The 14,251-nt window shown below is 36.6% G+C and carries 14 protein-coding genes; 10 read left to right on the plus strand and 4 right to left on the minus strand.

Going from position 1 to position 14,251, the window contains the following annotated elements; translation table 11 throughout:
• Positions 1-102: 102 nt before the first annotated feature.
• From aat to M0Q17_RS02860, 4 genes are read right to left on the minus strand one after another with little or no spacing between them, the layout of a single operon-like run.
• On the minus strand, positions 103-789 hold the full coding sequence (gene aat / locus M0Q17_RS02845) for a leucyl/phenylalanyl-tRNA--protein transferase (protein ID WP_295083094.1): 687 nt from the start codon (positions 787-789) through the stop codon (positions 103-105).
• On the minus strand, positions 786-2,963 hold the full coding sequence (gene clpA, locus M0Q17_RS02850) for an ATP-dependent Clp protease ATP-binding subunit ClpA (protein WP_295083095.1): 2,178 nt from the start codon (positions 2,961-2,963) through the stop codon (positions 786-788). Before clpA ends, aat begins: the two co-directional genes overlap by 4 nt.
• Positions 2,963-3,262: an ATP-dependent Clp protease adapter ClpS gene (gene clpS / locus M0Q17_RS02855; protein WP_295083097.1), complete on the minus strand. Its 300-nt coding sequence runs from the start codon at positions 3,260-3,262 to the stop codon at positions 2,963-2,965. Before clpS ends, clpA begins: the two co-directional genes overlap by 1 nt.
• A gap of 14 nt (positions 3,263-3,276) precedes the next feature.
• The gene (locus tag M0Q17_RS02860; RefSeq protein ID WP_295083099.1) at positions 3,277-4,512 is read right to left on the minus strand and encodes an aminotransferase class I/II-fold pyridoxal phosphate-dependent enzyme; all 1,236 of its coding nucleotides are present in this window, start codon (positions 4,510-4,512) and stop codon (positions 3,277-3,279) included.
• 50 nt (positions 4,513-4,562) lie between these two features.
• Here M0Q17_RS02860 and bioD point away from each other — a divergent pair, with 50 nt between their 5' ends.
• The 10 genes from bioD to lysA all read left to right on the plus strand — a co-directional run bounded on the left by bioD (position 4,563) and on the right by lysA (position 14,251).
• Entirely contained in the window at positions 4,563-5,210 is a 648-nt protein-coding gene (gene bioD, locus M0Q17_RS02865) for a dethiobiotin synthase (protein ID WP_295083101.1), read from the plus strand.
• Positions 5,211-5,232: 22 nt separating this feature from the next.
• On the plus strand, positions 5,233-6,123 hold the full coding sequence (locus tag M0Q17_RS02870; protein ID WP_295083103.1) for an aspartate carbamoyltransferase catalytic subunit: 891 nt from the start codon (positions 5,233-5,235) through the stop codon (positions 6,121-6,123).
• A complete protein-coding gene (locus M0Q17_RS02875) occupies positions 6,113-7,051 on the plus strand; it encodes an aminodeoxychorismate synthase component I (protein WP_295083105.1) in 939 nt (312 codons plus the stop codon). The genes M0Q17_RS02870 and M0Q17_RS02875 overlap by 11 nt, the downstream gene beginning before the upstream one ends.
• A gap of 15 nt (positions 7,052-7,066) precedes the next feature.
• Positions 7,067-8,464, plus strand: coding sequence for an ATP-binding protein (locus tag M0Q17_RS02880; protein WP_295083107.1), 1,398 nt, complete (start codon positions 7,067-7,069; stop codon positions 8,462-8,464).
• A gap of 87 nt (positions 8,465-8,551) precedes the next feature.
• Complete coding sequence (locus M0Q17_RS02885) at positions 8,552-9,532, plus strand: transaldolase (protein ID WP_295083109.1); 981 nt, start codon at positions 8,552-8,554, stop codon at positions 9,530-9,532.
• Complete coding sequence (locus tag M0Q17_RS02890; RefSeq protein WP_295083111.1) at positions 9,529-10,725, plus strand: PilT/PilU family type 4a pilus ATPase; 1,197 nt, start codon at positions 9,529-9,531, stop codon at positions 10,723-10,725. The genes M0Q17_RS02885 and M0Q17_RS02890 overlap by 4 nt, the downstream gene beginning before the upstream one ends.
• Before the next feature lie 63 nt (positions 10,726-10,788).
• Positions 10,789-11,325: a 50S ribosomal protein L25/general stress protein Ctc gene (locus tag M0Q17_RS02895; RefSeq protein WP_295083113.1), complete on the plus strand. Its 537-nt coding sequence runs from the start codon at positions 10,789-10,791 to the stop codon at positions 11,323-11,325.
• A 2-nt stretch (positions 11,326-11,327) separates the two neighbouring features.
• Positions 11,328-11,885: an aminoacyl-tRNA hydrolase gene (gene pth, locus M0Q17_RS02900; protein ID WP_295083115.1), complete on the plus strand. Its 558-nt coding sequence runs from the start codon at positions 11,328-11,330 to the stop codon at positions 11,883-11,885.
• A 29-nt stretch (positions 11,886-11,914) separates the two neighbouring features.
• A complete protein-coding gene (locus M0Q17_RS02905; protein ID WP_295083117.1) occupies positions 11,915-12,985 on the plus strand; it encodes an LptF/LptG family permease in 1,071 nt (356 codons plus the stop codon).
• 54 nt (positions 12,986-13,039) lie between these two features.
• Positions 13,040-14,251, plus strand: a complete 1,212-nt coding sequence (lysA, locus tag M0Q17_RS02910) for a diaminopimelate decarboxylase (protein WP_295083119.1) — start codon at positions 13,040-13,042, stop codon at positions 14,249-14,251.

Below are 14,251 nucleotides of genomic sequence, written 5' to 3' on the forward strand. Positions count from 1 at the left end.
GATCCTTGCAGGATTGGAAATGTAGGTCGCTGCCTAGTTGATCATTTTTACTTCTTACTCGACTTCTTCTTTTAACTAATTTCATTAACTAAATAATAAAAATTAAATCGAATCCTCTATAACCCATTCATTACTTATTATATCTACATGTGTTTTATAGAGTCTGTTTAAAAAATATTGGCGCGATACCTCTTTTGCCCCTAGGCTTTTTAAATGCTGTGTCGGTACTTGACAATCAATAAAGTCGTAACCCCATAATTTAAGATGTTTTACAAGGACAGCATAAGCAGATTTTGAAGCATCACCTACTAGTGAAAACATAGACTCCCCGCAAAACACGCTCCCTACTGCAATACCGTATAATCCGCCGACGAGTTTGCCGTCTTTGTAGCTCTCTACACTGTGTGCTATGCCCATGTCATGAAGCACGCTATAGGCTTCTATAATATCATCTTGAATCCAAGTTCCATTTTGGTTTTCTCTCTTTACGCCGCTGCATTGTTTTATGACTTCTACAAAATTTTTATCAAATTTATACTCAAATTTTCCCATACTTTTCTTGAGTGAACGGCTTAGCTTAAAGTCATCAAGTTCCATGATTAGTCTGGGGTTTGTTGACCACCATATTATTGGATCACCTTTGCCATACCATGGAAATATCCCATTTTGATATGCACGTATAAGTCTGGATGGATTTAAATCACCTCCCCAGGCAACAATTCCATCTTCATTTGCATCATTTGGATTAGGAAATGTCAGTTCATATTTTTTTAACTTTGGTATATTCAAACCAGCTCTTTAAACTTTAAAATAAGTTTTTTATTAAACGATACATTGACACTTCCGCCATTTTTTAGTTTTCCAAAAAGTATTTCATCGCTTAGTTTATTTGTAATATTATCTTGAATATACCTTTTTATCGGTCTTGCACCCATTTCAGGAGAGTAGGCGTTCTGAGCTATATACTCTACAGCTTTTGGGGAGAGTATTACAGTTATTTTTTTCTTTTTAAGTTGGCTGTTTAGCTCTTGTATAAACTTTTCTACAATACCTTTTACAACTTCGTTGCCCAACTGAGAAAACTCTACTACAGCATCTAGCCTATTTCTAAACTCAGGCGTAAAAAAGAGTTTTAACTCCTCATTTTTTGATAGAGAATCATCTTTGTTAAATCCCATCACATTTCTAGCGGTTGCTCCGATATTTGATGTCATGATTAGGATAACATTTTGAAAATTTGCCTTATAACCATTGTTGTCGGTAAGAGTTGCGTTATCCATAATCTGAAGTAAAATATTTACCAAATCAGGATGTGCTTTTTCAATCTCATCTAGCAGCAAAACGGTGTAAGGGTGCCTTTTTATCGCTTCTGTAAGTAATCCCCCCTGCTCATATCCTACATATCCAGGAGGTGCTCCGACAAGCCTGCTTAGGGCATGTTTTTCCATGTATTCGCTCATATCAAATCTCTCAAAATTTATACCTAATGTTTGACTAAGCGATAAGGCTAACTCTGTTTTACCAACGCCGGTAGGTCCAGAAAAAAGAAAGGATGCGATAGGCTTGTTTTGCGGGGTAAGACCTGCTTTTGAAATTTTTATAGCCTTTGCTACCTCTGCAATGGCTCTATCTTGACCGATTACTTTTTTGCGTAAATTTTCCTCCAAATTAACAAGAGAGAGCGTCTCATCATTTGTCACTTTTGAGCTTGACATGCCTACTATTTTAGAGACGGTATTTTCGATATCTGATGCGCCGACTACTCTCTTTTTTCTGCTCTTAAGATGAAAAGATGCGGCAGTTTCGTCTATTAAGTCTATTGCTTTATCCGGTAAAAATTTATCTGTAATATATCTTTTTGACAACTCAACAGCAGTTTTTAACGCATTATCCGTAAAGGTTACGTTGTGATGCTCTTCATACTTGCTTTTAAGCCCTTTTAATATTTTGTAAGTTATTTTAGCCGAGGGCTCGTTTATATCCACTTTAGAGAATCTTCTACTTAGTGCTTTGTCTTTTTCAAATCCATTTCTATACTCCGCAAATGTGGTAGCGCCCATACATTTAAGTTCCCCTGATGCAAGAGCCGGTTTTAGCTGATTTGCCGCATCCATAGTTCCGCTTGTTGCACCTGCACCTATTAGGGTGTGAATCTCGTCGATAAATAAAATCGCATTCGGGATAGATTTTAGTTCATCCATAACGCCTTTTAATCGTTTTTCAAAATCTCCCCTATATTTTGTGCCAGCAAGCAAGGCACCCAGATCAAGTGCATAAAGTTCTGCATTTTGTATAATCTCAGGAACTTTTTGCGCCACTATATTTAGAGCCAACCCCTCTGCAATAGCAGTTTTTCCAACACCTGCTTCGCCTACTAAAATAGGATTATTTTTCTTTCTACGGCATAAAATCTGTGTCACTCTTTGTATCTCAGCATCTCGCCCGATTACGGGGTCAATTTTCCCCTCTTTTGCTTTTTGAAGTAGATTTATAGAGTATTTTTCAAGATAGGACTCCTTCTCTCTTGAAGTCTCTTTTTCATCTGCATGAGAGATGATTTCCAAGATATCAAGCCTTGAGATTTGATACTCTAGAAGCAGCATGTATGCAAAAGAGTTTGTCTCATCATACAGAGCAATTAACAAATCGCCTATATCAGCACTCTGCTGCCCAGAGCCTTGAATATGTTTTATCATTCTATCAATTAGTCTTGAGAGGGCAACGCTCTCAAAAGGCTCTTCTTCTATATTTTGCGGCAACGCATTTATATTTGCGCTTATATAATCCTTTAGAAGTTCTTTCATCCTCTGCACATCCCCACCGCAGGCAAAAATGATTTTTGCACCCTCGGCAGAGTTTAAAATCTGATAGAAAACATGTTCGATAGTAATATATTCATGTCTTAGCTTTTTTGCGTATATAATTGATTTTTGAAAAACCTCGTTTAATGTATAACTTATCACTACTCCTCCTCCATCTCAGCTCTAAGAGGAAAACCACTCTCTCTGGCTTTTTTATGTACCTGCATTACCTTAGTTTCGGCGATTTCATGAGTATAGACTCCACAAACGCCTTTATCTTTTTTATGAACTTCAAGCATTACAGCCTCCGCCTCTTCATAGCTTTTGTGAAATATGCTTATTAAAATCTCTATCACAAACTCCATAGCCGTATAGTCATCGTTTAGAATGAGCACTTTATATTTTTTAGGATGCTTAAGCGATATCTCGTTGATGGTTTCTAAATCTGTATTTGTTGCCATATTTTTCCTATTATTTAGTTTGCAGCAGCTAGAAAATCCTCAATGATATCTTGTGGATTTTCAAGTCCAATTGATACACGAATCAGGCCATCTGTTATCCCAAGAAATTTCCTTGTATCTTCATCAAAGTCTCTGTAAATTGTAGAAGCCATATGTAAGGCGAGGGTTCTACTATCTCCAATATTTGCAGTAATTGTTGCTAATTTTGTTTTATTTAAAAATTGGTACGCTTTTTCCTTTGTACCCATATCTATAGTTAGGAGCGTTCCACATCCATTTTTAAAGTCGTTTAAATATCTCTCGTGATGCGGATGTGTTTTTAAGCATGGATGATTTATATTTAATCCATTTTTACTCAACTCTTTAGCTACTGTTGTTACACTGTTTATAACTCTTTGCATCCTAAGCGGCAGTGTTTCAAGACCTAATAGTGTTAGATAACTTGAGTTTGCATTGGCGCTCATTCCAAAGTCCCTCATCGCTCTTTTTTTAGCATTTGCAATCAGTGCCATTTTCCCGACACCTTTTATAAACTTATGCAACTCTTGATACCTAGGTGTTTTAAACTTATCCTTACCATCATTAATGGCGCGAAAAACTGCACATCCGCCAAGCGCAGAGGAGTTTCCACAGATGATTTTGGTAGTTGAGTAAACAACTATATCAGCACCGAGTGCTAAGGGTAAAATACTCATTGGAGTTATGGTGTTATCAACCATTAAGACAATTCCGGCATCATTTGCGATTTGTGCAATTTTTTTAATGTCTGGAAGTCTCATATTTGGGTTTCCGACACTCTCTAAAAATATGATTTTCGTATTTTCGTTTATTACATTTTTTATGTTTTGAAATTCATCTACATCAAAAAAGTGAGTTGTTATTCCAAAACGTTTTAGTGTTTCTGAAAACAGCGCATAAGTTCCACCAAAAAGACCACCGATGGAGATGATTTCATCTCCAGATGTCAAGAGTGACATTGTTGCAAGGGTGGTTGCACCCATGCCCGAACTTGTTGCAACGGCACCTACTCCTCCATCCATCTTTGCCATAAGGGTCTCTAATTTCGCGGTAGTTGGATTCCCCATTCTTGAGTAGAGTGGTTTTTTTATGCTGCCATCAAAAATTCCTTCTGCTATTTCTGGAGTTGCGTAAGCAAAAGAAGCAGAATTTACGATAGATGGACTTACAGCTCCATCTTTACCTCCAATACCCTGAACAAATTCGGTACAATACTCTTCAAACTGATTCATTTATATATGCCTTTTAGTAATGAATGGATTATACCAAACTAGAGATAATTATGAGAAAAAGAATATTTATTACTGCTACAAATACAGATATAGGTAAGACTTACACAACTAAACTGCTTTTAAAAGAGTTTGCTTCTCGAGGTCTTAGCGTTGGGGTTATAAAGCCGATAGAGACGGGAGTTGTGGATGGATATGCGCACGACGCAGAGGAGCTTTTAGAGTGTGTAAAAGAGCTTAATCCAAAGCTTTGGTCATTGGAGGCTGAGGATATTGTTCCCATAGTTTATGAGTTGGCGGCGGCTCCATATATAGCATCAGGTAACACACCACTTGATTTGAAAAAGATTAAGATGAAAATAGAAGAGCTCGAAGCATTATGCGATGTTGTAGTTATCGAAGGTGCGGGCGGACTTTATGTTCCCATTGATGAAGAGTACATGATGATTGATTTGATTTCAAAGTTAGATGCCGTTGCACTTTTGGTTACGCACTGCTCCCTTGGCTGTATAAACGATACGCTTCTAAGTAAAAAAGCACTGCAGGAGAGAAATATTCAACATCTAGTAGCTTTTAACTGCACAGAAGAGGATAAGAGTTTTTCGCAAATATCAGAACCATATTTTTTACAGACGGGCTTTAGAGTCTTAAAAGTTTGTAATGATATTGATATTATATGTGATGTCTTGTATAATTTATAAATTATTTTAAAAAAAGAGCGGTATGAGACATTTAACTACAACTTATGATTTTACGGTTAAAGAGATAGAGGCGATTTTAGAAGATGCAGAGTTTTTTGCTAAAAAGATTAAAGAGGGCAATAAGCTTGAAAAAATCTTAGAAGATAAAATTATAGTCACTCTTTTTTTTGAAAACTCTACAAGAACAAGAAGCTCTTTTGAGATAGCTGCAAAGAGACTCGGGGCAGAGGTCGTTCATCTTGATGTGGCTAATAGTTCTACCAAAAAAGGCGAAACCCTTGTAGATACGGCTATGAACCTTGATGCTATGAGTCCGCATGCCATCATTGTCAGACATCAAAATTCAGGGGTGCCAAAAATTCTCTCAAATTATACAAAAGCCTCCATCATAAATGCAGGAGACGGTGCGCATGCACATCCTACGCAGGCACTTTTAGACCTCTTTACGCTGAAAAAACATTTTGGTAATCTTAGAGGTAAGAAGATAGCCATAGTCGGGGATATAAAAAACTCAAGAGTCGCAAACTCAAATATCGAACTCTTAGGAAGGTTTGGCATGGAGGTTATCTTGGTTGCCCCTCCGCAATTTTTACCAAAAACCGACTTAAGATCTACGCACTATTTAAGTGAAATCATAGATGAGGTAGATGCGATTATGAGTCTTAGAACGCAGACTGAGAGGCACTCATCTCAAACCTATGCTTCGCTCAAAGATTATGCAAGTGACTTTTGTATAACCGCAAGACTCGTCGGCGATAGAGATATAATCTTGCTTCATCCAGGACCTGTTCACAGAAATATAGATATATGTGATGCACTTTTAGCAGATAAGAGATGCAAGGTTTTAGAGCAGGTCTCAAACGGTGTAGCAATCAGAATGGCAGTGCTTAAAAAACTTATTTATGACGTTTGATGATTTAAACTCTCTTGGAAAAAGAGCAGAGCCTTTTTTATTTATATCAGATTTTAAAGCACAAAACTTACAAATAATCCCCCTTAGAGAGCTTGAGGAGAATGATGTTGAGTATCGTATTGAGAAAAATTACACTCCAAAACCACATAGTGGATTTTTAGCTAAAAGAGCACTCCCTTTTGAACAATACAAAAAAAAGTTTGATTTTGTCATAGAAAAAATAAAAGCGGGCGAGACATATCTTTTAAACCTGACTCAGCCAACAAAAATCAAAACAAAATTAACACTTAAAGAGATATTTGAATGTGCAAATGCTCGCTACAAACTTAGATATAAAGATGAGTTTGTCTGCTTCTCTCCGGAGAAGTTTGTCACGATAGAGGATTCTAAAATCTCTACATTTCCCATGAAAGGCACGATTGACGCATCAATTTTAAATGCAAAAGAGCTTATTTTAAATAATGATAAAGAGATGGCAGAACATGTTATGGTTGTTGATCTTTTAAGAAACGACCTCTCTATTATTGCAAAAAATGTAAAAGTTGAAAAGTTTCGATATATCACTGAGATAGAAGCAGGGGAGAAAAAACTTCTCCATGTAAGCTCTCATATAAGCGGAGATGTCGGGGATGACTGGCATGCTAGGATAGGAGATATTTTAAAAGCCCTCCTTCCCGCAGGAAGCATAAGCGGAGCGCCTAAAAAGAGCACTTTAGATATAATAGAGCAGGTTGAGGGGTATGAGCGAGGGTACTTTAGCGGAGTGTTTGGTGTTTATGACGGCAAAACATTTAAGAGTGCAGTGATGATAAGATTTGTCGAAAAAACACAAGAGGGATATACCTATAAGAGTGGTGGAGGTATAACGCTTGATAGTGATGCTAAAAGTGAATATGCAGAACTTTTAGATAAAGTTTATCTACCATAAAAGAGGTAATTGTAAATGTTTAAGCTAGATGGTTTTTTTACAAGCGGATGGGATTTTAACGAGTCTCAGCAGGATCTTAAAAATAGATATCAGATGATAAATATAGGGATATTGCTCTCAGGGGGTGGACTAATCTATGGAATCATAGGAAACTATGTAAGAGATATCCACGGTTTTATACCCATGGAGATAGTTCTTTTATGTATGAACTTTATGATGTTTTTTGCATTAAGAAAATATCGCCATTTTTTCGAATTTTTTGCCACTGCTATGACCGTTCAATATACTTTTTTATTTTTGTTTCTTATTTATGCCGGCGAACCAAATGATTTGAAACACCTTTGGATTTTTACTTATCCTATTATACTTCTGTATTTTCAAAAGGTTAGGCATGCAGTATATTGGCTTGTTTTTATCCTTTTTATGATTATAATCGGGCCTCTGCAAAATTTTGTGCAGATAAAGTATTCCATGTATCAAGCTTCATACCTCTCCTTTGTTTTAGTCGTAATCAGCATAATAATCTACTTTTACCAGAGAAAAATAGATGAGGTAAGGAGTATTATTTTAGAGCAGCAAGAGATGTTACGAAACTTTAATCAAGAGCTAGAAAAGCAGGTAAAGGATAAAACAACAGAGCTTAGGAAGCTAAATGAATCACTCGAACTTAAAGTAGAACAAAAACTAGAAGAGTTAAGAGGAAAAGATCAGATTTTAAAGGTACAATCTAAACAGGCGGTCATGGGCGAAATGATAAGCATGATAGCACACCAGTGGAGGCAGCCACTCTCTACTATTACGTTGCAAATCGCAAATTTACAGCTTAAACAACTCCTTGGCAAAGAGGGAAGCCGTGAAGAGATAGATGCAGCACTTAGCAATATCAGCGATACGATAGTTTATCTCTCCGATACTATTGATGACTTTAAAACCTATTTTCATCCCAATAAAGAGATGCAAGATATCGAGATTCATGAGCTGCTAAAAAGAGCACTCAATTTTGCACTCTCAAGAGTGAGTGACACTAATATAAAAATTTCCATAAATAAAAGCGCTGATATATATGTAAAAACTTATGTAAATGAGCTTATTCAAGTGGTACTCAATATCTTAAACAATGCTATTGATGCACATAATGAGACAAAAAACAGTAATCCAATTATAAATTTAAGTGTTAAAACGCCGGAAGATATGGTTTTTATATATATAGAGGATAATGCTGGAGGCATAAGCAGCGAAAATCTACCATCTCTTTTTGAGCCCTACTTTAGTACAAAGGGCAAAAATGGAACAGGATTGGGGCTCTACATGAGTCAGATGATAATACAGAAGCAGTTTGGCGGTGAGATTGATGTGCAGAGTAAAAACGGCGGATCGTCATTTGTCATAAAAATTCCTAAAAGCATTGCTTAAAAGAGTAAAAAGAGTATTTTAAAGAGTGTTTAAAATAAATTGAGAATTTTTAAGTTATAATTTAATAAAACAAGCAAGGCTAACAAAATGTATTTAAAAGAGTTGAAGTTCTCTTTATGGGCTGATTTTATAGAAAGAGAGTTCTTAGATCATGAGTTTAAGAGGCTCATTGAAGATGGAATTATCAATGGCGCTACCTCTAATCCTGCAATATTCAAAAACGCAATATTAAGTTCAGGTGCATATAAGAAACAGCTCTCTACCCTAGATGCGCTATCTCCAAAACAGAAGTATGAGGCTTTGGCGCAGGTAGACATACAAAAAGCAGCGGATATTCTACGTCCTCTTTATGAGAAGGGGGATGACGGCTATGTCAGCATCGAGGTAGATCCGTATCTTTGTGACAATGCAGAGGCGACTATCAAAGAGGGAAAAAGACTCTTTAGCGAGATAAATCGCAAAAATGTTATGATAAAAATTCCTGCTACAGAAGCAGGATATATCGCTATGAAAGAACTTGTAGGCAGTTCTATACCTGTAAATGCGACGCTTGTGTTTAAAAAATCACAGGCTATTGCATGTGCGGAGGCTTTTAGAGAGGGCTTAGCACAAAACAAAACAGAGGTTGACACAGTTATCAGTGTTTTTGTCAGCAGAATTGATAGAGCGCTTGATGAAGAGCTGGCAAAAAATGGTGTTGAGAGGGCACTTAGTGGGATATATAACAGCGCAGATATTTATGCCAAAGTGAAAGAGATGGGAGTCAAGAGTTGCAGGACACTCTTCGCAAGCACGGGGGTAAAAGATGATTCCCTGCCACCTCACTACTATATAGAGAAACTTTTAGCATATAACAGCATAAATACTGCTCCCATAGATACGATAAAAGCGTTTCATCTAAATGGAGGCAAAAAGAGTGCCTTACCGATTCCAGCCCAGATTATAAAAGAGCATTTTAAGAAAATCAAGGGTTTGGGTATAGATTTTGATGCTGTTTTGGATAAGCAAGTATCGGAGGGACTTAAATCTTTTAAAGATGCCTTTAAAGAGATACTGGAGTCGCTATGAATAAAAATAAAAATGAAGTAGATATTACTCAGCTAACATTTGAGCAGACAAAAAAGATTAGAGCATATCTAAAAAAACTGATAGAAAATGGTGGAAGTGACTTGCATGTCAAATCTAATGGTGTGATTAGAGCACGGATTAACGGAGCAATTATTCCATTTTCAGGAAGTATTTTCTCTTACGAGGACGCGATGACTCTCTCAAAAGAGATTTTAAGAAGCAGATTTTCGGAGTTAGTTGAAAATAAAGAGGTTGACTTAGTTTATCAATTTGATGAGCGCAACCGTTTTCGTGTAAATATTTTCTTTCAAACAGATGGACCCTCTTTTGTGTTTCGTGCTATTCCTATGAATATTCCAACTATTGATGAGATGAATTATCCTGAAATGGTTAGAGCTTTTGCTAAAGAATCACGCGGGCTTATTCTTGTTACCGGAACGACGGGTAGCGGCAAGTCAACGACGCTTGCAGCTATGATACATGAGATAAATATAACGCAAAAAAAGCATATTATAACAATAGAAGATCCTATTGAGTTTGTGCACAAAGATAGAGGATGTATAATAAATCAGCGCTCAGTTGGTCAAGACACGCTCTCTTTTGACAGAGCTTTAAGAGCTGCTCTTCGCGAGGATCCGGATATCATTTTAGTCGGTGAGATGAGAGACCGCGAAACAATAGAGCTTGCCCTTCATGCGGCAGATACCGGTCACTTGGTATTTTCGACCCTGCATACTGTAGATGCAAAGGAGACGATTAACCGTATTATTGCAATTTTTCCTAATGAGGAGCAAAACCGTGTTCGTCTCTCTCTTGCTGGGGTGTTAAAGGGTGTAATTTCTCAAAGACTTATCCCAACAAAAGAGAATAAGCGGGTTGCAGCAATGGAGATACTTGTAAAAACTCCAACTATTGAGAAGCTGATTTTAGAGAACCGAGATTATGAGATTAAAGAAGCGATAGAAAAGGGTCGAGAGCACTACAAATCGCAAAGTTTTGACCAGCATATTCTGGATATTTACAATGCAGGAATTATTACAAAAGATAGAGCTAAAGATTATGCGACAAGTGCTTCTGATTTGGAATTAAAAATGAGCGGGTTAAACAGCGGCAAAGCTGCTGATACACTTAAAAAGCCAGAGAAAAACGGTAATGACATAGTTTTGGATGATGATATTTTTGATTTAAAATAACTTTTAATTGCACTTAAAGCTTAAAAATGTATAATTGCAAATATTTTTTATTAAGGATTTAATATGTTAGAAGGCATTATTAGAGAGAGTATTGGCAAAAAAGGCACGAAAGCACTTCGCCGTGATGGTTATCTAATTGCAAATATTTACGGAAAAGGGCTTGAAAATATTCATGCTGCATTTAAAGAAAATGAGTATATCCGTACTGTTCGCAACAAAGATACTTTGGCATTTGCAGTTAGTGTTGGTGGCAAAAAGATGAATGTTGTTGTTCAATCATATGAGGCACATCCTGTAACAGCGAAGCTTTTACATGTAGATTTAATGGTAGCACAATCTGGTGTTGTGACACATTATCATATACCAGTTGTTCCACAAGGTGATGCGATAGGACTTAAAAATAAAGGTCTTATTCACGTTTCAAAACCTCGTTTAAGAGTAAAAGCTGCAATAGAAAACGTTCCAAATGCTATCTTTGTTGATGTTGCAAAAATGGATGTCGGCGATTCAAAACTACTTCGCGATATAGCAAAAATACCAAATATCACATTCACAGATGCTGATCGTGTATCTGTACTGAGTGTAATAAAAGCTAAGTAATTATGCTAATAGTCGGTCTAGGAAATCCTGGTCCGAATTATCAGCACACTCGTCATAACATAGGATTTATGGTTATTGACGAGCTTGTTAAAAGAAATAGCGCACAAAAACTCTCCTCCTCTTCATTTAACGCAAAACTCTATAAATTTTCAAACAATTTTTTATTAAAACCGCTTACTTTTATGAATCTCTCAGGCATTGCAATTGCAGCTGTTAAAAAATTTTATAAAATTGATGAAGTAGTTGTAGTGCATGATGATTTAGATCTCCCCTTTGGTACGCTTCGTTTAAAAAAAGGCGGTGGAAATGGCGGACATAACGGACTAAAATCAGCAGATGAGCATATATCAAGAGAGTATATCAGAGTCAGAATGGGTATCGGCAAACCTGAACATAAAGGCGAGGTCTCCTCTTATGTTTTAAGCGATTTTAGCAAAGAGGAGCGGGAACATTTGGTTCAATGGATCTCTTTTGCATGTGAGGCTGTTGAGTTTTTACTTGAACATTCACTCGAAGATGCAAGCGCTAAATATACGATTAGAAAATTTCAGCTAAAATAGCATCAACTTTTTAATCGGATTTGCATACTATGTTGGCTTTTAAATATATCTCTTTTCACTATCTAAAATATTTTTTTATTATCTTGATTTCGCTTGTCCTTTTTTTAGTCGGGTTTGACTATATGCAGAGTGCAGATAAGTTAGATATATCGGCTAACTTACTTCTTATATATCTTGTGTACAAAACATTTTTTGCTATTGATATACTTCTTCCTCTTTCACTTGTATTTGCTATGATTAGCACAAAAATTTTTCTTATTCGCTCAAATGCACTTGTCTCCTTCTACTCTCTTGGATACTCAAGAGTAGATATTCTTAAACCATTTGTTGTCGTATCTACCGCCGTTATACTTCTTTTTATCTTCTTGCATTCAGTCTCTAATTTTGCACACTCGGATGAGATGGCAAAAAATATTCGTAAAAATGCCCAATACCTTAGTCCCACAAGAGACCTCTTCTTCACATATAAGGATAAATTTGTATATTTTTCAAAGATGCTGCCGCTTCAAGAGAGTGCTGAGGATATACGGGTTTTTAGTTTTACCAACAACTTCTTAAAAGAGGTTTTGGTAGCAAAAAAAGCTAGCTATAGAGGAGATTCATGGCATATAAACGTTGCAGATATTATCACTAAACCAGACGATATTAGTTTTGATTCATTAGGGATAAAAGTAACACAAGAAAAAAATCTAGAAATTCTTCAAGGTTTTCGCCCGAAGATGCTAGATCAGGTTTATGAGGGAAAAGTTAACTTTACTATAAAAGATGCCATTGATGCATATTCGCTTCTAAAAGAACAAAATATAAATACAGATCTTATCAAGAGTTCCTTATACAAAATATTTGTTTATCCATTTTTCGTACCGAGTCTTATTGTGATTATTTTTTTCTTTGTTCCTGTTAGTGTGAGGTTTTTAAATGTTTCGCTTTTTAGTTTTGGAGCCATTATTTCATCGATGTTGATATGGGCAATCCTGTTTGCACTTATTGAACTCTCTAGTCATAAAACATTGTCAAGCGAAGTCGGGATACTCCTTCCGGTATTTATTCTCTTTTTGATTGCTCTAAGGCAGTGGAGACGATATCGCCTAGCTACATAACAAAAATATAAGTACTTTTTAGGTAAAATGCCTTAAAAAATATTTGGGACTTTTATGATTAATTTTAAAGAACTTGCAGCTATATATAAAACCCCGCTTTATATATATGATTTAGACTACATGACGCAACAGTATGAAGAGCTAAAAGAAGCCTTTAAAGGCAGAAAATCTCTTATGGCATATGCTATAAAATCCAACTCAAATCTTAGTATTATTAAGCATTTTGCTTCTTTGGGAAGCGGCGCTGATTGTGTATCTATTGGCGAAGTTCGCCGTGCATTTTTAGCGGGTATTCCTAGTTACAAGATTATATTCTCAGGTGTTGGAAAGAGCGATGATGAGATACGTGAAGCTATACAAAAAGATATTTTATATATCAATGTTGAGAGTGAAGCGGAGCTTGGACGTGTTGAGCTTATTGCAAAGGAGCTTAAAGTGGCGTGCAGAATCAGCATAAGAGTAAATCCAAATATAGACCCTCTAACGCATCCTTATATCTCTACGGGGTTACATGACAATAAATTTGGAGTAGAGATAGATACCGCAAAAAGAATGTATATTCGAGCGAATAACTCAGAGCATTTAGATCCAGTCGGAATTCATTTTCACATCGGTTCTCAGCTTACTGAACTAAAGCCTATCTATGAGTCTGCTGAGATTGTAGCCGACATGGTGCGCTCTCTTAAAAACATCAAGATAGAGTTGAAGTTTTTTGATATCGGGGGAGGGCTTGGCATCAAGTATAAGGATGAGGTAACTATAAAACCTTATGACTATGCACAGGCGATACTCGGAACCTTAAAAGGGCTTGATTTGACTGTTATTTGTGAGCCGGGAAGATTTTTAACTGCAAATGCGGGATATTTTTTAACAAAAGTTCTTTATGAAAAGCAAAACGGTGCAAAAAGATTTGTCGTAGTAGATGGTGGGATGAATGACCTTCTTCGCCCTAGTCTCTATAATGCGTATCATGCAATCGAGGCAATTACAAAGAGTACAACAGCTAAGAGTAAGGCTGATGTAGTGGGACCTGTTTGCGAGAGTGGCGACTTTTTTGCAAAAGATTGCCTACTTCCGAGTTTAGAGCATAATGATTTGCTTGTAATTCATAGCGCCGGAGCTTACGGCTTTGGTATGGGGAGCAACTACAATACAAGAGGCAGAAGTGCAGAAGTTGCGCTCAAAGGCGGCGAGGCAAGACTTATTCGTAAACGAGAAGAGTTTGAAGATCTCATAGCGCTTGAGAAAGAATTTTTGGTTGATTAA

The organism is Sulfurimonas sp., from assembly GCF_023229105.1.
In the GTDB taxonomy this organism is placed as follows: Bacteria; Campylobacterota; Campylobacteria; order Campylobacterales; family Sulfurimonadaceae; genus Sulfurimonas.

Bases quoted from the DNA above. Each gene is read 5' to 3' on its own strand.
- clpS (WP_295083097.1), bottom strand. From the start codon at position 3,262: ATGGCAACAAATACAGATTTAGAAACCATCAACGAGATATCGCTTAAG.
- M0Q17_RS02860 (WP_295083099.1), bottom strand. From the start codon at position 4,512: ATGAATCAGTTTGAAGAGTATTGTACCGAATTTGTTCAGGGTATTGGA.
- bioD (WP_295083101.1), top strand. From the start codon at position 4,563: ATGAGAAAAAGAATATTTATTACTGCTACAAATACAGATATAGGTAAG.
- M0Q17_RS02870 (WP_295083103.1), top strand. From the start codon at position 5,233: ATGAGACATTTAACTACAACTTATGATTTTACGGTTAAAGAGATAGAG.
- M0Q17_RS02875 (WP_295083105.1), top strand. From the start codon at position 6,113: ATGACGTTTGATGATTTAAACTCTCTTGGAAAAAGAGCAGAGCCTTTT.
- M0Q17_RS02880 (WP_295083107.1), top strand. From the start codon at position 7,067: ATGTTTAAGCTAGATGGTTTTTTTACAAGCGGATGGGATTTTAACGAG.
- M0Q17_RS02885 (WP_295083109.1), top strand. From the start codon at position 8,552: ATGTATTTAAAAGAGTTGAAGTTCTCTTTATGGGCTGATTTTATAGAA.
- M0Q17_RS02890 (WP_295083111.1), top strand. From the start codon at position 9,529: ATGAATAAAAATAAAAATGAAGTAGATATTACTCAGCTAACATTTGAG.
- M0Q17_RS02895 (WP_295083113.1), top strand. From the start codon at position 10,789: ATGTTAGAAGGCATTATTAGAGAGAGTATTGGCAAAAAAGGCACGAAA.
- pth (WP_295083115.1), top strand. From the start codon at position 11,328: ATGCTAATAGTCGGTCTAGGAAATCCTGGTCCGAATTATCAGCACACT.
- M0Q17_RS02905 (WP_295083117.1), top strand. From the start codon at position 11,915: ATGTTGGCTTTTAAATATATCTCTTTTCACTATCTAAAATATTTTTTT.
- lysA (WP_295083119.1), top strand. From the start codon at position 13,040: ATGATTAATTTTAAAGAACTTGCAGCTATATATAAAACCCCGCTTTAT.